Source organism: Dyella caseinilytica, from assembly GCF_016865235.1.
Lineage (GTDB): Bacteria > Pseudomonadota > Gammaproteobacteria > Xanthomonadales > Rhodanobacteraceae > Dyella_B > Dyella_B caseinilytica.
This window is the reverse complement of the sequence record NZ_CP064030.1, coordinates 950966-970105: the sequence shown is the minus strand read 5'-3', so window position 1 is coordinate 970105 and position 19140 is coordinate 950966. Positions and strand designations below refer to the sequence as shown.

Genomic DNA, 19140 nt, shown 5'->3' with positions numbered 1-19140 from the left:
AACCCCGGCCTAAATTCTCAGCTCGCTTGCTGCAGCAATTCGTAGACTTCGTTCTCGATCCCTTCCAGATCCGGAATCACCGCCACGTCATCGCGCACCAACACTTGCGCCTTCACACCACGCGGCAATGCCTTGCCATCGTGGGTGGGAATGATCAGTTCCGCGTTGAGCGTGGTCAGACGCGGAAAACCCTGGGTAAGCACCGCCACGAATGGCAATTCCGGGTTGTCGCCGAGCGCTTTGAGTACGGCGACGCGCACACTCAGTTCGGTATCGCCTTCCTGCGCACCGGCCAGCTTGGTGAAAGAGACCAGCGGCACTCGCCAGCCGCGCCATGCAATGCGTCCGACCAGCCATTCCGGTGCGCCGGCAACCGGCTCAGGCGTGGCGAGCGTGATGACTTCGGCCACCGTGGCGTTGGGCAGCAGCAGGCGTAGATTGCCGACCGGCACCAAGACGCAACGGATTTCACGGGGTAGTGGCTGTTCGCTCATCGGAAGTCCTCAACCAGGCGTACTGCGAGCTCTTGGGGAGAGCCGGAGAAACTGGCCAGCCGCTCGGCCAGCACGCCATGGACCATATCGGAGTAGTGATCGCTGGCGGACGATTCGACCCAAACCTGTCCGCCACGGTCATGGATAGCTTGCGCGCCGGCCACTGCATCAGTGGCATCGCCAGCGAAGACGATCGCCAGCGCATCGCGCCCAAACACGTTGGCTGCCATCGTGAAACTGCTGTCGATGGAAGGCGCCTGTTCATTGCTGTCATCGCTGGTGGCCGTCAGTTCCACGCGACCATCGCGCAACACGCGCACTTGCTGTCCGCGTGGCACCACCAACACTTCGCCATTGTGAGCCCGTGCCCCTGTCGCAGCCACCTTCACCGGCAACGCGCTGCGCGCGGCCAGCGACTGGACGAGTTGCTCGGCCGCACTCTCGGCATGATGCTGGGTCAACAGAATCGGCAGCTTGATGTCGGTGGGCAACTCAGCGAGGAAGCTGGCGAGCGAAGCCTGACTACCGCGCGCCGCACCGAGTACCAGCAAGTGCGAAAACGCGGTATCCAGCTCGTGCAGGTGTGCTTCGTAAGGCTGATATTCGTGCTTGAGCGCGACGGCTTCTTCCATCGACACCAGTTCCAGGCTCATGCCGGGTTGGATGGGTAGTTCGTCTTCGTCGACGTGCTCGACGTCCGGAGCCAGATAGTCCGCTGCGCTGAGCTTCTCGACACCGAACGGCTGATCGCTCTTGGAAGACTCCGCGGTAGCGGCGGCAGTTTCCTCATCCACAAACCCCCATTCCGGTACCGCGGGCGTCGGTGTTTGCTGCGCCAGCGTGGCTTTTTCAATCACGGGCGCGGTAAACGCCTCGTCAATATCGGCGAGGGCGAGATGATCCAGATTGATCTGGAACGACGGCTTGCTTTCCACCGGGGCCGGAGCTTCTGAAGGCGCCGGCTCTGCCGATGCTTCGTGAGAAACGGGTTCATCCCAGCTGAAGTCGTCGTGCAGCGCCGGCACGTCATCCTCGGCGCTGTATTTCAGGCCGGAGCCGAATTCGCTTTCAGTGTGCTCCGTGGTTTCGTCCGAAGCCAGCAAGGCTTCCAGTTCCGCCGCCAGCGTTTCCGTATCGGGTGCTGACTCGTCGTGCACCAGTGGGAGCTCTTCGGTCTGCGTATCCGCGAACGCCTCCAGTGCTGGTTCGTCCGGGGGCAAAGACGCTACCGGCTCTACGACAGATTCTTCGTACACGGGCACGGCAACGGGCGCCTCGATCTCGCGCGCATTGTCAGGGCGTGGCGGATCGATGCTGCCGCTGTCGAGCGCCTTGGCCGCCAGATGACGCGCCCAGCGCGCGCGATCCCAGCCTTCCAGACTGCGGCTGGCCTGCGCATCGTTGAACACCACCGGGATGTCTCCGGATTCGATCAAACCGTAGATGCGATCGAGCGTCGCATCATCCACGGCATCGTCGAGATTCACCACCAGCACATCCACACTGGACTGCCGCAGTTTCGTTTCGTCGAAACTGCTCAGCGGACCTTCGTGCGCAATCTGTGCACCGTGTTCGGAAAGTGCGGCGCGCAGATGACTACCCAGTTCAGCATCATCAAAGAAGAGCGCGATGTGCTTTGAATCCGTCCTCATACTCCGACCACCCCGCGGCGGAAGCTGTTTGCACGCAGGGCAAGGAAGAACGCACGCGGAGAGAGCACACGGATGTGCTCGGCTTTGAGGAGCGAGGAAGGAATGTATGTCGATACACGACTGAGTGATGACGCAGCCATGTGGGCAAACAGATCCGGCACGGGGTGGTTGGCGTATGAGAACAGGTTCTTACTCATCCACCGGCTCCTGCGCATGCTGCTCCAATACTTCGCTGATCTGTGCCAACAACTCCGCTTCCTGATAGGGCTTGCCGAGGTAACGTTCGACGCCGATATCGAAAGCGCGTTGGCGATGCTTTTCGCCGGTACGTGAGGTGATCATGATGATCGGCACGCCGCGGAAGCGCGGGTCGGCCTTCATCTGGATCGCCAGTTCGTAGCCGTCCATGCGCGGCATCTCGATATCGAGCAACATCAGGTCGGGCACACGCTCGTGCAGTTTCTCGATCGCGTCCAGACCGTCTTTCGCGGTTTCCACTTCGAATTCGTGACGCTCCAGTACACGGCCGGTGACCTTGCGCATGGTGATCGAATCGTCCACCACCATCACCAGTGGGCGGGTGCGTACATCTTCAATAACCACCGGCGCCACAGTTGCATACTCTGCACCTTCGGCCAGGCGCTGCTCACGGCGGTTGAGACCATGACGCACCAGCGGAGCCAGATCCAGAATCACCAACACCGAACCATCGCCCATGATGGTGGCGCCGAGGATGCCCGGCACCGAGCTGACCTGCGGACCGACCGACTTCACCACGATTTCGCGCGAGCCGATCACGGCGTCGATGCGGATCGCAGCGCGCAGTTCGCCCGAACGAGTCAATAGCAGAGGCAGTTGTTCTTCATCGCCCAGATGGCTGGACGTCAGACCAAGCAGCTCGGCCAGATCGTGGATGCTGTAATCCTCGCCGTTGTACTCGAACTGCGAATCGCCTTCTGCCAGCCGCTGGGCGAGTTCGTCCGGCGTGATACGAGCCACACCCTGCACCGAGGTCATGGGGATCGCAAAGTTGGATTCGCCGATGCGCACCAGGATTGCCTGCGTTACCGCAAGCGTGAATGGCAGGCGCAGCACGAAGGTGGTGCCTTCGCCCTGACGCGATTCGATCGCCAGCGAACCACCCAGCGATTTGATCTCGTTGGCCACCACGTCCATGCCCACGCCGCGGCCGGCAAGCTGGGTGACGGTGCTGGCGGTGGAAAAGCCAGTCTGGGTGATCAGCGCCAGCAACTGGTCGTCACTGAGGCGGGTTTCCGAACGCACCAGGCCGCGTTCAATGGCGCGCTTGCGGATCGCCTCGCGATCCAGGCCGCGGCCGTCGTCGCTGACGCGAATGACCACCTCGGTCGCTTCGCGCGCCACGCGGATGCGCACAGCCCCCTCTTCCGACTTGCCCGCCTTGCGACGTTCTTCCGGTGATTCGATACCGTGTGCCACGGCGTTGCGCAGCATGTGCTCGAACGGCGCCTTGATGCGATCGAGCAGGTTGCGGTCCATTTCGCCGTGCGCGCCCTCCACATACAGCTGGGCGCTCTTGCCTTCTTCCTGCGCCGCTTGGCGCAAAGTACGGCGAAGATTCGGCACCATTGTGTCGAATGGCAGCATGCGCGTGCGCAGCAAGCCTTCCTGCAGTTCCGAACTGACGCGTGACTGCTGGATCAGCAGTGTTTCGGCCTGACGGGTCAGTTCGTCCAGCATGTTCTGGATCGACACCAAGTCCGATACCGATTCGGCCAGCGCACGCGAGTACTGCTGTAGCTGGGAGAAGCGGTCGAGCTCGAGCGGATCGAACACACCGATGCCGGCTTCGCGGTGTTCGCGCTGGAAGCGCGCGATGATCTGCGCTTCGGTTTCAATTTCCAGCATGCGCAGCTGGCCGCGCAGACGCGACACCGTCTGTTCCAGTTCGACCAAGTTGAAGCGGTAGGCCGAAACCTGCTGCTCCAGACGTGAACGGTAGATAGCGACTTCGCCTGCGTTGTTGACGAGGCTGTCGAGCAAATCGGCGCGAACGCGGATCTGTTCTTGCGCTATGCGGCCCGTATCTTCGGTCTGCGCCTCTTCAGCAGGCAGCAGCGACGGCAGATCGAGCACCGACACAGGTTGTGGTGCCGGTGCTTCGACGTGCTGTTCCAGCGCCGGTGCTTCGGTAGCGGTTTCATGGGCTGGCGCAGCGGTTTCAGCACCACCTTGCAGCAGTTCGATCATCGTCTGCGGATAGGCAATCGGCCTACCTTGCGACACGCGCTGCACGAGTCCATGCATCTGATCGAAGGCCGCCTCGAGCGTGCCGATCAGCGGGACGGTGTGTTGCGGATCGATGTTGTGCGAGCGCTCGAGCAAGCTTTCGATTGCGTGACTGAGGTCACCCACCGGCGTCACACCGGCAATGCGCGCACCACCCTTAAGGGTATGCAGCGCACGCAGCAACCCGTTCATGTGCGAGACCTCGGTCGGCTCGGCATGCCACTTGGCCAGCACGCCGTCGGCATCATCGAGAATTTCGCGCGCTTCCTCGCTGAAGATTTCCAGCAGATCGGGGTCGATGTGGCCGAAGCTGATCAGCTCGCCTGCCGAAGCCGCTTCCACGGCCTCGTGTTCGACATGGTCTGCGGCAACCGATTCCGTTTCGTGTGTGGTTTCGGCAACAGCTGGTTCCGCTTCGAACGACGTTTCCTCGACAGCAGCAGGCTCAACGTCATGTGACGTTTCGGCAACAGGTTCATCAACCGCATGTTCAATGTGGTGCGCTTCGTCGACGGCTGTTTCTTCTACCTTGCCGGCATCCGCAGTCGCAGGCGTTTCGTTCAACAGCGCGTGGATCGCTGTGTCGTCGATCGGTTCGTTGGCGGCCGGATGTTCCACGTCGAGGTGATGCTCAACAGACGTGGTTTCTTCGCCCAGCAACGCTGTGGCGTGATGCTCCGGCTCCAGCGCCTCGAGGCTGGCAAGCAGTGCGGCAAAGTCATCCTCTTCCGCGCTGGACTCGGGTTCGTGTTGCGCTGGCGGCTCGACCGCTTCCTGATCCAGCGATTCGGCAGCTTCTTCCGGCTCGTGTGCGGAAAGCAAAGCGAGCAGCTCGGCTTCGTTTTCGTCGAGCACCGGCTCATCGTGATGGGCGGCTTCTTCCGCTTGTGCGGTTTCGGCGCCGTCGACCGGCGCTTCGTGTGCCGCGTCAGCCGGCTCGTTGAATTCGAGATGCGCAGGTTCGTGTGCGACCGCTGCCGGTTCGACATGATGCGGCTCGAATACCACATGCGCCATTTGCGGCTCGGGCTGGTGATCGCGCAGCTGTTCCAGACGCTCGATAAGTGCGGACGCATCCGGCAACTGCGGATTGGACACGTCAAACTGTGTCATCACCTCGTCGACCACATCGGCACTCTGGCGCAACAGGCGCACGCCTTCGATCGACAGCGGTTGACCCGCTGCGCGCAAGCGCTTGAGCAAGCTCTCCAGTGGCGATAGCAAGTGCATCAGCAGCGGGATTTCGACCATCGCGATCGCACCGTGCAAGGTGTGCACGGCACGCAGCAGGCCATCTTCGACCGGCAGCTCGCCCTCGGCGAAGTTCGCCGCATTGCGGATGATCTGCAGATACTGCGCCACTTCGCTGCGCAGGATTTCCAGCAATACCGGATCGACGGGCGGCAGCACAGGCTCGTGAATCGCTTGAGCGAATGCGGCTACTTCCTCGACGGGCTGTGTCGCAGCCACGGAATGATCGGTGTGCGTGGCGGCAGGAATCGCCTCGATCGCGGCTTCTGTGCGCGGCACACGACGGCGCACGACGCGACGCACGGTTTGGACGCCGTCGCTGGAAACAAACTGATTCACGCTGGCCTGCTCGCCTGCAGCCAACTGATCGGCGGCTTGCATGATGGCGCTGAGCGGTGCAGTCGGCAGCACGCCATCCTTAAGCATCGCCAACAGTTGCGGCAGTGCCTCAATGGCGTGACCCACCACCGCCTGCACACCTTCGTGCGGCTGGATGGTGCCATCGAGCACGCGATTGAGCATGTTCTCCACGCGCCAGGCGAATTCACCCAGCGTGCTGGCGCCGACCAGGCGACCGGAGCCTTTGAGCGTGTGGAACGAACGGCGGATCGGTGTCAGTGACGCGATCTGGGCCGGGTCCGTCATCCACACGTGCTGCGTCTGGCGCAGGTTGTTGATCTCTTCCTGCATTTCTTCCAGGAAGATTTCACGGATGTCGTCGTCGATGCCTTCGGTGCTGGCCTGGAAGCCTGCAGTTGCCGCGAGCGGATCGGCAGAAGCCACCTGCTCCTCGACTTCTTCCTCGATCTCGACCCAGTCGTCGCCTTCGCTCTCGACCGGCGTATGCGTACGGCTTTCGGTCTCGACCAGATGCAGACCGGTGACGTCGTGCGCGTGCGGCACTGGTGTTTCGCTGCTGCCGAGAAACAGTGCCGTGGCGTCTTCGCCATGCGTCACGCTGACCGGTTCGTTCAAGGTCGGCGCAGGTGCTTCGGTATGTGCATGGGTTTCTTCGACCGGCTCCGGCAAGGCCTTGGCCAGCGGTGGCGGCCAATAACCCAGACCACCCAGGCTGTGTTCGGCAACATCCAGAATGTGGTCGAGACCACCGCGATGCTCGCGTGCGGCTTCGAGGTAATACTCCAGAGCAGCCAGTGCATCAGCGAGCTGATCCATCTGTGCGCTGCTCGGCACACGCTGATCGACACACAATTCATTGCCGATAAAGCGGCCAACGCCTTCGGCGATCTGCGCCGGACGCGGCGACGACAGCATGCGCATGGCGCCGGCCACTTCGTCCATCAACGCCGGCATGCCATTGAGCTGCTCGTGCTGCCAACCCGATTCCACGAAGGCCACGATGCCGCCCTTCACCTTGCCGGTGTTGGCGACGGCCTCGTTCATCAACGTGGCGAGGATGTGGCGAGCTTCGCTGCGCGGAAGCATGGCAGGCGTGTGTTCGTCGGCCGGCGCGCTTTCCGAGCCCAGGCTTTCGATGTGATCGTCCAGCGAGGCTTCGACGTAAAGCAATGCACCGGCAACGTCGAGCAACGACTCTTCGTCAGGACTGCGCAGGCGGCTGGCGACTTCTTCCAGCACGCGCCGCTGTTCATTGATCACCCGGCGCGGCACATTGAGCGCCAGCATGCCCAGCGTATCGCCGACACGCTCCAGCACTTCAGCCTGTGCGCCCAACTGCGACGGATCGGCATCGGCCTGGCGCAGGAACAGATCCAGTGATTCCTTCACGCGCAGCAGATCGTCCTTCAGCGCGCGTGCCACGGAATCGAGCAAGGCACGGTTGTGGCCGGCCATCGAGCCGCGGGCATGTTCCAGTTCGGCCTCGTCCGGCACCAGACCGTCGAGGTTGTAGGCCTGGGCCAGCAGCGCCATCTGCGGACTGCGCTGCTTGGACTGCGCCACGATGTAGAGCAGTTTGCGCGCCAGATCGTCGGCATCGCCGCCCTGCAGGTTGTTCTCGCCCTGCTCGATGAGTTGGCGAATGCTGCGGTCGACGCGGCCGATCAGCTGGCGCACCTCGGCGGCGTGATTCTTGAGCATGCCGTGATCGAGACCCTCCAGCACGCCGGCGGCGATCCACCACAGACGGCGGCCCGGAATGGTTTCGCAGCGCGCGGTGATGGCGGTCAGCGTCTTGCGCATGGCGGCCAGCTGATGCTGCGCGCCCTGACCACGGAACCAAGCCAGCATCTGCTGCTGGAAATGCAGGCGCAGTTCGCCAATATCGGCCTTGTTGCGCTGTGCGTCGACAGGATTTGCAGCAGGCGGCGCTTGCGGAGGCAGTGGTGCGTCGAGGTTGGGCGTGAACAGCGCCGATTCGCTCAATGCTTCCTGCTCGCGGCTGGCTCGCAGCTCGTTGAGCAGCGGCAGCAGCACCACCGGTACATCGCGATGACCGCTGGAGAGACGCTCCAGGTAATCGGGCAACTGCATCAGGCCGCGCATCAACGCAGCGTAGGCATCCTCGCGATTACGAACGTGGTCTTCCAACAGCGAGATGGCGAGTGTTTCCATCTCCTCGGCAACCATCGCGGCGCCGTACAACTCGACCATGCGCAAGGTGCCTTGCACTTGGTGGAGGTTGTCCGCGCAGGAGCGCATGACTTGGCGCTCGCCGGGGTTGTCGACGTAGGACTCCAGCGCCTGGCGCGCGAGCGCAAGCGTTTCGTCAAGCTCGGGCTTGACCCATTGCAGGGTTGTGAAATCGATGTGGTCTTGAAGTCTCATGCGCCCCCCTCAGCGGTTGCGTTATTGACGCATCACGCAACCGTCGAGGTTGCCCTCGTTGTTATGGCCCGATATCAACCCGGCAGCTTGAAGTGCGCCACCGAACGGCGCAGATCGCTAGCCAATTGCGCCAGATAACCAATCGATTCCGCCGTTTGGCTTGCGCCTTGTGACGTCTGCGAGGTGATTTCCTGGATTGCATTCATGGATTGCGAAATATCCGTCGCGGCGATGGATTGCTGACGTGCCGCGGCGGAGATGTTCTGAATCAGCGCAGACAGATCGTGCGAAACGCGCTCAATGTCACCTAGCGCACTGCCCGCGTCTTCCGCCTTGCGGGCACCGGCCACCACTTCCGCGGTGGTCTGCTCCATAGAATTGACTGCTTCATTGGTGTCGGACTGAATCGTCTGCACCAATGTTTCGATTCGCTTCGTCGCGCTCGCGGAGCGTTCCGCGAGGCGCTGCACTTCGTCCGCCACCACCGCGAAACCGCGGCCTGCTTCACCTGCCGAGGCCGCCTGGATGGCGGCGTTCAAGGCGAGGATGTTGGTTTGCTCGGCAATGTCGTTAATCAGTTCCACGATGGAGCCGATTTCCTGCGACGACTCACCCAGGCGCTTGATTCGCTTGGATGTTTCCTGGATCTGGTCGCGAATCGAGTCCATGCCGGAAATCGTTTCGCGCACCACTTCCGCGCCGTGCGAGGCGATCTGCACCGAGCGTTCGGCCACGTCGGCCGATTCGGCGGAGTTCTTCGACACGTCGTCCATCGAGCTTGCGATCTGGTTGATCGCGGTGGTCGCCGTGCTGATGCGATGCGCCTGGTTCTGCGCGGCATCGGCCAGGTGGCGAGCGGTGGTCTGCGTTTCCTGGGCCGAGGACGATACCTGCTCGGAGGTTTCGTTAATCGTCGTCACCAGGGTGCGCAATTCGTCGATAGCGTAGTTCACCGAGTCGGCGATGGCGCCCGTGATGTCCTCGGACACGGTGGTTTTCACCGTCAGGTCACCTTCGGCGAGCGAACCCATTTCGTCCAGCAGGCGCATGATCGCCTCCTGGTTACGCTGGTTGAGCTCGGTACTTTCGCGGAAGCGGCGGCGCTGGTCGCCGACGAGCTGGATAACCAGCAGGATGGCGAAGGCTACGGCGCCGATCGCGCCGACCACACCCCAGCCAACGTTCGGGAACAAGCGACGCACCGGCAGCTGACCGATCTGGTCGGCCAGGTCGTTCGCGCGCAACAGCACATTGGATGAATCCAGCGAGGCCTGGTTGCCGGCGCTCTTCACTTCGGCGATGTTGCTGGCGGCGGCTGCGAGCTTGGCGACGGGGTCGCTGAGCTTGTTCCAGTCACCCTGCATCTGCTCCATGATCTTGCGCGCATTGGCGTCGCCGATCTGCTGCACACCGATACCCTGGTTACCTTGCAGCAGGCCGTTCAGCACTTCGCCGTAGTTCTGGGCGTCACGTGAGAGGCCATCGGCAGAAGCCTGTTCGGATTCGCCACCCTGCAACACCTCCTGCACACGGCGAATGATACGGTCGGCCAGCACCATCTGGCGCGAAGCGCCGAGCATTTCATCGGCGCTGGTGCCCTTGCGCTGCTGCAAGATGTTGACCACCTGCTCCATGTTGGAGTTGAGCAGTGGCAACTGCTTGGAAAGGTCGTCGGCGCGCTGCGAGGAATCGAGCACCGTGGCCTTATTGGAAAGAATCCTGCCGATATCGCCGTCGAGCTGCTTCCACGCATCGGCAAGCTTGCTGACCGAACGACCAGTCGGAGTCGTGTTCTTGTCGGCATAGGGCTTCATGCCGGTCTTGGTGTCGCCGTTGACCAGGCGCTGCACGGCCGAATCGATGGTGTCGCGCGCGTTCTCCAGCTCGGCGAACGAGTCGGGGTTACCGCCGGACGCTTCCAGCGCGTACTTGGCCGTCTGCTGCGACAACACCTGGATCTGCGTGGTCAACGCGATCGCTTGGCGGTCTTCGCCGTTCTTGAGGTTGAGTAGTACGAAGTCGATGGCCGCGAAGCCGATCGAAACCACCAGCAAGACGATAAGGATGGTGTATCCCCGTTCCTTGCCGACGCCCCCTGTAGTGCTCATGTCTTCACCTCATCCGTTACTGCACACCGGCCACCTACCCGCCGGTCAAGAAAAACCGGAGCCCACGCTCCTCATCCGGCCACACTCGGCACCGGTCCCCCGCATTCCATCAGGCAGCGGCCTGTCGAAAATCGGGCGCACGCACCAGCCTGCCCATGCTGAACAACGCCAGTCGCTGCCCGTCGACGTCCACCCGGTCGTCGACGAAGCGAGCCAAGCGCGGATCTTCTTCCGGCTCCGCGCCGCGGCGTTGTTCCGCGTCCACGGTGCGCTGGCCGAACACTTCGTCCACCATCAGCGCCACGTTGCCATTGCCCTGGCGCACCACCAGCAAACGCGTTCGCTCCGAATGCAGCGTGCGCTCACTGAACAGGAAACGCGCCAGGTCGATCACCGGCATCAGGTTGCCGCGCACGTTCGCCACGCCCAGCAGCCACGGCTTGGTGCCGGGCACGGGGGTAAGCGTCGGCACCGCCAGCAGCTCGTTAATCTCTTCGATACCGCTGACGAACAGATGACTGCCGGCGCGATAACCGATGCCACGCCACAGGCCCGGCGCCTCGAAACGCTCCTGCGTGCCGGACGCGTGCGCCAACGACAGCCGCTCGTAGCGGGCGAGGATCTCGAAGGGCGACTGGGGCTGCTCGGCGATGCTCGCGCTCATGCTCACCTCAGGCCGCCTTCTGCAGCAGTTCGTCGATGCAGGCCAGGAGTTCCTTTTCGTTCACCGGTTTGGTGATAAACGCTTTGGCTCCCTGGCGCATGCCCCACACCCGGTCGGTTTCCATCGACTTGGTGGTGATGATCACAATCGGCACGCCCGAGGTTTCCGGGTCGCGCGTCAAGGTACGCGTGGCCTGGAAACCGTTTATGCCCGGCATGATGACGTCCATGATGACGATATCGGGCCGCGTGCCGCGCACGCGCTCGATGCCGTCCTCGGCATTGTTGACGGCATCGACCCGGTGCCCCGCACGCTCGAGCATCGTGGTGAACACGCGCACGTCGGTCGGCGAATCGTCGATGATAAGAATGTTTGCCACAGCTCCCCCTTTAGAGCTCTTCACCGGCCTTAAACCGTAGTGACATGGCGGTGGATGGCGCCCAGCAGTTCATCGCGCGTGAACGGCTTGGTGAGATATTGCTCGGCGCCGACAATGCGACCACGCGCCTTATCGAACAAACCGTCTTTCGAGCTCAGCATGATCACTGGCGTCGCTCGGAATTGCGGATTGTTCTTGATCAGCGCGCACGTCTGATAACCGTCGAGTCGCGGCATCATGATGTCCACGAAGATGATCGACGGTTTCTGGTCGGAGATCTTGGCCAGCGCTTCGAAGCCGTCGACGGCGGTGAGCACGTCGCAGCCTTCCTTCTTAAGCAAGGTTTCCGCCGTGCGGCGGATGGTCTTGGAGTCATCAATAACCATGACCTTCAGACCGGCCAAGCCGTTCGTACCTACGTTCAAGTTCACTTAACCCCCCTGCGGCCTGCCCCAGGCTCAGGTACGACACCCGGTAGGCGACCAAGGATCGCCCCCTGATGCAGATGAAAAATCCTGCAGAACATTTAGCTAGGCGCCTGCTCTTCGTCAGGGCGCTCCGTCGTTGCTGTTTACTGCCTGCACGGTCTTCCGTCAAGGAAAAATCACTTATGGCAGCCGACGTTAGCCCCTACCCCTCTAGTTTCCTCGATCTTCACAAACGTGATCTTGATCACCGTCAAATCTTGAGCCATGCAAAGAACATGCTTTCCTTCCTTGCCTGGCACGGGAAGGCCGGGTCGGGGTTGCTGGTGCTTGCCGCATTGCCGCGGACTTCCCCGTCACCCCTCCTCTGTCTTGTACGGGACTGAGCAAGCCGCCTTGCCGCGCGCGGACCACCTCGGCGACCATTCACGTTCCTCCCCTGGTTGCCGGAATCCCCATGCCCCACTCGGTCGCCGTCCTGATGGACCCCATCAGCGCCATCAAGATCGTCAAGGACACCACCTTCGCCATGCTGCTGGAAGCCAGCCGCCGCGGCCACCAGCTCTATTACATGGAACAGGGCGACCTGGCCCTGCGTGACGGCACCGCCTGGGCCCGTCTGCGCCCGCTGACCGTGAAGGACGATCCATCCGGCTGGTTCACCCTGGGTGACGCTCGCTGGACCGATATGCGCGAACTCAACACCGTGTTGATGCGCAAGGATCCACCGGTCGACGCCCAGTTCATCTACGACACCATGGTGCTGGAAGCCGCGCAGCGAGCCGGCGTGCAAGTCATCAACAATCCGCAGGCGCTGCGCGATTGCAACGAGAAACTGTTCGCCACGCATTTTCCCCAATGCATGGCGCCTACCCTGGTCGCCCGCGAGCCCGCCGAGCTGCGCCGGTTTGTAGCCGAGCATGGCGATGCAGTGCTCAAGCCGCTGGATGGCATGGGCGGACGCGGCATCTTCCGGGTCAAGGCGGGCGACAAGAACCTGAACTCGATGCTGGAGACGCTGATCGGCGGCAATTCGCATGGTGAAGGCCGCCAGTTCGCCATCGCACAGAAGTTCATTCCGCAGATCAGCGCCGGCGACAAGCGCATCCTGCTGATCGACGGCGAGCCGGTGCCGTACGCCTTGGCGCGCATCCCGCAAGGCGATGAATTCCGCGGCAACCTCGCTGCAGGCGGACGCGGCGAAGGCGTGCCGCTCAGCGACCGCGACCGCTGGATCGCTGCCGAGGTCGCACCCGACCTGCGCCGCCGAGGCCTGCGCTTCGCGGGCCTGGACGTGATCGGCGACTACCTGACCGAGATCAACGTCACATCGCCGACCTGCGTGCGCGAACTGGACAAGCAGTTCGGGCTTAATATTGCCGGATTGCTGTTCGACGCGATCGAGAACTCTGCTGCGTGAATGCCGTTGCCCGCCGTCCCGGCGATAACAAGATCGGGGCCACCTTCATCTTTTCGCTGCTGGTTCATGGCCTGCTGCTGTTCGGCATCGGGGTGACCTACGTCGCCACGCGACCTGCCCTGCCCACGCTGGACGTGACCTTGGTCAACGTGGCCAACAATGAAGCGCCCGACAAGGCCGATTTCCTCGGCCAGGCGAATAACAAGGGCGGAGGCGATAGCGACAAATCCGCTCGCCCCTCGCAGCCATTCTCCGGCTTGCTCCCCACGCCCGATCTGGGGACCGCCCCACAACACGTGGATGCCGCCACCCCGACGCAACAGCAGGCCACTGACCAGCGCATCGTCACCACCAGCGGCAGCACCGATTACAGCGTCAACAGCGATACCGCCAAGGACGAGCGTGATACTGCCGCCAATGCCGACGAGGCGCGCATTGAACAGGAAGCCGCACAGCTTGCCGCTGAAGTGCGCGACCAAAGCCAGGCTTACGCCAAACGTCCGCACAAGAAATTCATCTCGGCCAGCACCAAGGAATACGCCTATGCGGCCTATATGCGCGGCTGGGTCGACCGCATCGAACGCGTTGGCAACCTCAATTACCCTGAGCAGGCACGCGAACAACATCTGCATGGCGACGTGATTCTTACCGTCGGCCTCAATCGCGACGGCACGGTGCGCAGCATCGATATCACACAGAGTTCTGGACAGCAGGTCATCGACAAAGCTGCCGAAGCCATCGTCAAACTGTGCGCGCCTTTCCCGCCGCTACCACCGGATAGCAAAGAAAAGGTGGATATTCTCTACATCACGCGCACCTGGCAGTTTCAGCCAGGGGATGTGCTGAAGACGCGGTAAGCGTTCGCCGAATCAACCGCTTTCGTCGTTGGGTTCGCGCGTAACCCAACTCATCCCGCTTCGTACTTCACTGATCATCCGGCATCAAATGCTCGTGGATCACCTGCGAGGCAACCAGTTTTCCCTTGTGGTCATACTGCAGCACGACCACCCAGCCGAACACGTCCGACGGCCACTTGTCGCCCGGAATCAATGCCGACGAATCACCGCCCAGGTCATGAATCAACTTGGGGATCTCGCCGTGGTGCCAAGCGATCAACACATGATTGCCGTGCGCTTCGTTGCGCAGCGCGTCCGCCATCTCCTTGGTCTGCTTATCCGCAAAACGGGTGTCGAGGGGCAAGCCCAGAGCCTGACTCAACGGCGTGATGGTGAGGCGTGGGCGCATGCTGGATTTGGAATCCGCCGAGGCATAGAGCGCATTGGGCACCATCGATGCGCCGTTCACATTGAAATGCTCGAAATAGCTGACGTAAGCCTGTGCTCGCGCCTCGCCTTCCGGCGTCAGGCCGGGGCCGCTTTCCGGTTTTTCCGCGTGGCGGATGATCATGACCGTGGTATCGACCAAGCCATCGCCATGATCATGCTTGGCGCTCGCAAGCGCCGGAACCAGCAGCAGTAGCAACAAGCTCAGCCAGACAAGACGTTTCATGGAGGGTTTCCATTTCAGTAACACGTGACAGAGCAGCATAACGATCCACCTCACGCGGCGATGACACCCGGATAACCTGCGTAGGCCAATATTCAGCCGCCACCCTGCCGGCGCGCGGCAGACGCGGCGCTTCTCAACGCTTACAATGGCACCATGCGGCCCATCCCCAACACTCCCCAGTCCCTCGCCGGGCAGTTCCTGATCGCCATGCCCAGCCTGGCCGAGCCGCCGTTTTCTCGCGGCGTGGCCTTTCTGTGCCAGCACGATGAGGACGGCGCGGTGGGCCTGCTGGTGAACCAGTTGTCCGAATACCGCTTCGGCGATGTGCTGGCGCAAATGAAACTGGATTGTGCCGACCACGAACTGGCCGACGCGCCGGTGCTGATCGGCGGCCCGGTGCAGCAGGAACGCGGTTTCGTGCTGCATCGCGAGCACGGCCACTGGGAATCGAGCTACCGCATCAACGGCGACTGGTCGGTGACCACCTCACGCGACATTCTGGTCGCCATGGCCGCCGGCGAAGGTCCAAGGCTGGCGCTGATGGCGCTGGGCTATTCCGGCTGGAGCGCGGGACAGCTCGAACAGGAGCTCAAGGACAACACCTGGCTCACCGCAGAAGCCAATGAGCGGGTGATCTTTCACACCCCGCTGGAAGAACGCTGGAGCGCTGCCGCCGGGCTGGTCGGCGTAGACCCGCTGCAACTACCCGGCTACGCGGGCCACGCATGAGTTGCGTGCTCGGCTTCGACGTCGGCAGCAAACTCATCGGCGTCGCAGTCGGCAATCGCGTCACGGCAAGCGCGCGTGGTATCGCCACCATTGCCATGCGCGACGACACCCCGGACTGGACGGCGCTGGACAACCTGCGCGGCGAATGGCTACCAGAGACCCTGGTCGTGGGCCTGCCGTTGACGCTCGAAGGCGAAGAACAACCCTCCAGCAAACGCGCCCGCCGCTTTGCAGGGCATCTGCATGATCGCTACCAGATCCCGGTGATGCTGGTCGATGAACGCCACAGCTCGCGCGAAGCAGCGCAGCGTTTCGCCCATGCCCGCTCTGCAGGGCTGAAGCGTCGCCGCGATGCGGCGCAGATCGATGCGGAAGCGGCGGCGGTGATTCTGGAACGCTGGCTGCATCAAGGCGCGGATGCGGCATGAATAATCTGGCACCCACAACAAACATCACGTGTCATTGCAGTGCGACGTTTTTTTGATAGAGGCCCGGCCTCATTTCCAATAACAACACCTAAAGACAGCCATCATGATTGCCCGCCTGCGCCACCTCACCACGCTTGAAAACCTGCCGCGCGAATGCATCGAGCGCTTGCTGGATCGCGCCATCACCATGCGCGACGCGTGTGCGCACGGTACGCGCAAGCTGGATCTGCTCAACGGGCGCACCATCCTCAATCTGTTCTTCGAACCGTCCACGCGTACGCGCACCTCGTTCGAGCTGGCGGCACGACGCTTAGGCGCGGATGTGATCAATTTCGATATCGGCTTTTCTTCCACCGCCAAGGGCGAAGAACTGTTCGATACGCTGCACACGCTGGAAGCCATGCATCTGGACGCCATCATCGTGCGGCACAAGGTATCGGGCACGCCGGATGAACTGGTGAAGCACGCCATGAGCGGCGTCTCGGTGGTCAATGCCGGCGATGGCAATCGTGCACATCCGACGCAAGGTTTGCTCGATGCGCTGACCATTCGTCAGCATCGGCCGGATTTCAGCCGATTGATCATCGTGATCTGCGGGGATGTGAAACACTCGCGCGTCGCGCGTTCGGACGTGCACGCCTTCAGCAAGCTGGGTGCGAAGGAAATTCGCCTGTGCGGCCCAGCGGCATTGATGCCCGACGCCGGCGAATTTCCTGGCTGCAGCTTCTACGACAACTTCGATCAGGCGATCGAAGGCGCCGATGCAGTGATCACACTGCGCTTGCAGAAGGAACGCATGGCCAGCATCGATCTGCCCGACGAAGCAGCCTATTTCCGCGAATACGGCCTTGATACACGTCGCCTGGCCAAGGCGGCGCGTGGCTGTCTGGTGATGCATCCGGGGCCGATCAACCGCGGCATTGAAATTGCCCCTGATGTCGCCGATGGCCCCCAGTCACGCATTCTGGAACAGGTAGCCAACGGAGTGTTCGTACGCATGGCGGTGCTGGCCGAAATGCTCGCACGCTGATACGAGCGGAACGCGTCAACGCGCAGATCAGGCCATCGCACGCGTGCCAGCACCATCGGGCACGCGGCCATGACGGCTGAAAAACTGCCGATCTACAAGCATTTACCCCCGCTTTTCTCCAGAAGCGGGCATAATGTTGCGGTAACAAACACCTGACCCGGGGATGATTATGCGTACGACCAAGCGCGTGCTGGCGCTGGCGTTGACTGGCTTGATGCTGGCCGCCTGCTCGCACAAAGACAAGGATGCCCCCCTGGCCTTCGTGCCGGCGGATACCCCCTACGTGATCGCCAACCTGGACGTGCTCGATGACAGCACGCGCGAGGCCCTATTAGCCCAGGCTGACGCTGAAATTCCGGCGCAAGTGGCACAGATGAAAGCGCAGGCCGACCAGATCCAGGCTACTGACCCTGATATGGCCAAGTACCTGCGCACCGTGGCCGGCGAATTCGATGGCAAGAGCGCTGCACAGGTCATCCAGGACACTGGCATCGATCCCAAGGGTTACGGCGCGTTCTATGGCCTGGGCCTGTCCCCGGTGGTGCGCATGCAACTGGCGGACGTCAACGCCTTCCAGAGCTTCGTGACCAAGATCCAGAGCGATTACGGCAAAAAGTTCGAAGTGGTGACGCTGGGTACGCAGAGCTACCAGCGCTATGTCGCGCCGGCCTCACATCTGCAATTCCTCATCGCCGTGGTCGGCAAGCAGGCCGTGCTGGCCATGCTGCCGGATGACGCGACGCAGCCGCTGGTGCGCCAGGCGCTGGGCCTGGACCGCCCCGCCAAGAGCATCCAGGACACCGACACTCTGACTGACCTGGCCAAGGCCAAGGGCTATGCCAAGTGGGCAGTGGGCGAGATCGACCTGACCCGTCTGCTGCCATTGGCCAGCGGCGGACAGGATCCGCTGGCGCTGGCGCTGCTGAAGACCCGTGCCGAAGGCGAATCGGCCAAAACCGGCGAACCGGTGACGAACCTGATACAGGTGCCCGCCAGCTGTCAGACCGATGCCAACCGCATCGCGGCCCGTATACCGCTGATGAGCTTTGGCTACACCACCTTGGACGACAAGCATCGCGACATGCGCTTTGACGTCACGCTCGCCAGCGATATCGTCAGCGCGTTCAATGCACTCAAAGTGGAGCTGCCGGGTTTGGGCAGTGACGCCACGGCACCGTTCGAGGTGAGCGTAGCCCTGCCGATGACCCAACTGCGTGCGTTCTGGGGCGCGCAGGCAGATGCGGTAGCAGCCAAACCCTTCAGCTGCCCGATGCTGGAAAACCTCAACGAAAGCTTCAGCAATATTGGCGAAGGCATGCAGAAAGCGGCCGTGCCGCCAATCGGCGACCTGCTGGGTCTGCATATTGCACTGGACAGCTACACCCCCAACCCCAATGGCGGTATGCCGAAGCTGGCTGGCCGCGTGGTCGTCGGCACCAATAACCCGGCAGGCCTGCTCGCCATGGCGCAAGTGACCAGCCCGCTGATCGCCGGCGTCCGGCTCACCAGCAACGGCCAACCGGTGGCACTGCCTGCTCAGTTGACCAATGCGCTGGGCGAGACCGGCTGGGCAGCCATGGGCGCCAAGTCGCTGGGTCTTGCCGTTGGTGACGGCGAGGATGGGAAACTGACCGACCTGCTCAAGCAACCGGGCGGCGACGCGGGCGACCTGATGCGCATGCACCTGGATGGCGACATGTACACCAGTTGGATCAAGCTGATGGAACAGCACGCCGAGAATGCCGCCAACATGGCATCGGCGCTAAACCCCGACAGCTCCGATCCGCAGCAGGATGATCAGAAGAACGCCGCCTCGCTCGCCAGTACCAAGGCGCAGTTTGCGGCGATGGAATCCGAAGCGGCGCATATCAAGGCGATTGGCGCGAATGTGAAGATGGGTGATCAGGGCTTGGTGATCACCACGCATACGGAATTGAAGTAACGTTTTGCCGCGTTATCGATGCACATGAAAAAGGAGCCGATTGGCTCCTTTTTCTTTGGCGCTGCCCGGTGAGTAAGGCGTAAACGCAACCCT

The 19140-nt window shown here is 62.2% G+C and carries 15 protein-coding genes; 6 read left to right on the top strand and 9 right to left on the bottom strand.

The genetic code is table 11. The features are described 5' to 3' along the window. Positions 1-17 precede the first annotated feature (17 nt). From ISN74_RS03895 to pilG, 8 genes are all read right to left on the bottom strand, one after another. The gene (locus tag ISN74_RS03895) at positions 18-494 is read right to left on the bottom strand and encodes a chemotaxis protein CheW (protein ID WP_188797567.1); all 477 of its coding nucleotides are present in this window, start codon (positions 492-494) and stop codon (positions 18-20) included. Continuing rightward, positions 491-2146 (bottom strand): chemotaxis protein CheB, encoded by a 1656-nt coding sequence (locus tag ISN74_RS03890; RefSeq protein ID WP_188797565.1) that lies wholly within the window; start codon positions 2144-2146, stop codon positions 491-493. Before ISN74_RS03890 ends, ISN74_RS03895 begins: the two co-directional genes overlap by 4 nt. Continuing rightward, positions 2143-2343 carry a hypothetical protein gene (locus ISN74_RS03885; protein WP_188797563.1) on the bottom strand — a complete coding sequence of 67 codons (201 nt, stop codon included), beginning with the start codon at positions 2341-2343 and terminating at the stop codon, positions 2143-2145. Before ISN74_RS03885 ends, ISN74_RS03890 begins: the two co-directional genes overlap by 4 nt. Beyond that, the gene (locus ISN74_RS03880; RefSeq protein WP_188797561.1) at positions 2336-8413 is read right to left on the bottom strand and encodes an Hpt domain-containing protein; all 6078 of its coding nucleotides are present in this window, start codon (positions 8411-8413) and stop codon (positions 2336-2338) included. The genes ISN74_RS03885 and ISN74_RS03880 overlap by 8 nt, the downstream gene beginning before the upstream one ends. 74 nt (positions 8414-8487) lie before the next feature. After that, the gene (locus ISN74_RS03875; protein WP_188797559.1) at positions 8488-10521 is read right to left on the bottom strand and encodes a methyl-accepting chemotaxis protein; all 2034 of its coding nucleotides are present in this window, start codon (positions 10519-10521) and stop codon (positions 8488-8490) included. Between the two features lie 109 nt (positions 10522-10630). Further along, positions 10631-11185, bottom strand: a complete 555-nt coding sequence (locus ISN74_RS03870) for a chemotaxis protein CheW (RefSeq protein WP_188799499.1) — start codon at positions 11183-11185, stop codon at positions 10631-10633. Positions 11186-11192: 7 nt separating this feature from the next. Next, positions 11193-11564, bottom strand: a complete 372-nt coding sequence (locus ISN74_RS03865; protein ID WP_188799498.1) for a response regulator — start codon at positions 11562-11564, stop codon at positions 11193-11195. Between the two features lie 29 nt (positions 11565-11593). After that, entirely contained in the window at positions 11594-11950 is a 357-nt protein-coding gene (gene pilG / locus ISN74_RS03860; protein ID WP_188799497.1) for a twitching motility response regulator PilG, read from the bottom strand. Between the two features lie 496 nt (positions 11951-12446). Here pilG and gshB point away from each other — a divergent pair, with 496 nt between their 5' ends. Further along, the gene (gene gshB / locus ISN74_RS03855; RefSeq protein WP_188797557.1) at positions 12447-13409 is read left to right on the top strand and encodes a glutathione synthase; all 963 of its coding nucleotides are present in this window, start codon (positions 12447-12449) and stop codon (positions 13407-13409) included. Then, on the top strand, positions 13406-14266 hold the full coding sequence (locus ISN74_RS03850; protein WP_188797555.1) for a TonB family protein: 861 nt from the start codon (positions 13406-13408) through the stop codon (positions 14264-14266). The genes gshB and ISN74_RS03850 overlap by 4 nt, the downstream gene beginning before the upstream one ends. Before the next feature lie 67 nt (positions 14267-14333). Here ISN74_RS03850 and ISN74_RS03845 read toward each other — a convergent pair whose 3' ends face one another. Beyond that, positions 14334-14918, bottom strand: coding sequence for a flagellar basal body-associated protein FliL (locus tag ISN74_RS03845; protein WP_203546697.1), 585 nt, complete (start codon positions 14916-14918; stop codon positions 14334-14336). 153 nt (positions 14919-15071) lie between these two features. Here ISN74_RS03845 and ISN74_RS03840 point away from each other — a divergent pair, with 153 nt between their 5' ends. The 4 genes from ISN74_RS03840 to ISN74_RS03825 all read left to right on the top strand — a co-directional run bounded on the left by ISN74_RS03840 (position 15072) and on the right by ISN74_RS03825 (position 19047). Further along, entirely contained in the window at positions 15072-15647 is a 576-nt protein-coding gene (locus ISN74_RS03840; RefSeq protein WP_188797553.1) for a YqgE/AlgH family protein, read from the top strand. Continuing rightward, a complete protein-coding gene (ruvX, locus tag ISN74_RS03835; protein WP_188797551.1) occupies positions 15644-16075 on the top strand; it encodes a Holliday junction resolvase RuvX in 432 nt (143 codons plus the stop codon). Before ISN74_RS03840 ends, ruvX begins: the two co-directional genes overlap by 4 nt. A gap of 103 nt (positions 16076-16178) precedes the next feature. Then, a complete protein-coding gene (locus tag ISN74_RS03830) occupies positions 16179-17105 on the top strand; it encodes an aspartate carbamoyltransferase catalytic subunit (RefSeq protein ID WP_188797549.1) in 927 nt (308 codons plus the stop codon). A gap of 169 nt (positions 17106-17274) precedes the next feature. Further along, positions 17275-19047: a hypothetical protein gene (locus tag ISN74_RS03825; RefSeq protein WP_188797547.1), complete on the top strand. Its 1773-nt coding sequence runs from the start codon at positions 17275-17277 to the stop codon at positions 19045-19047. Positions 19048-19140: the final 93 nt, after the last annotated feature.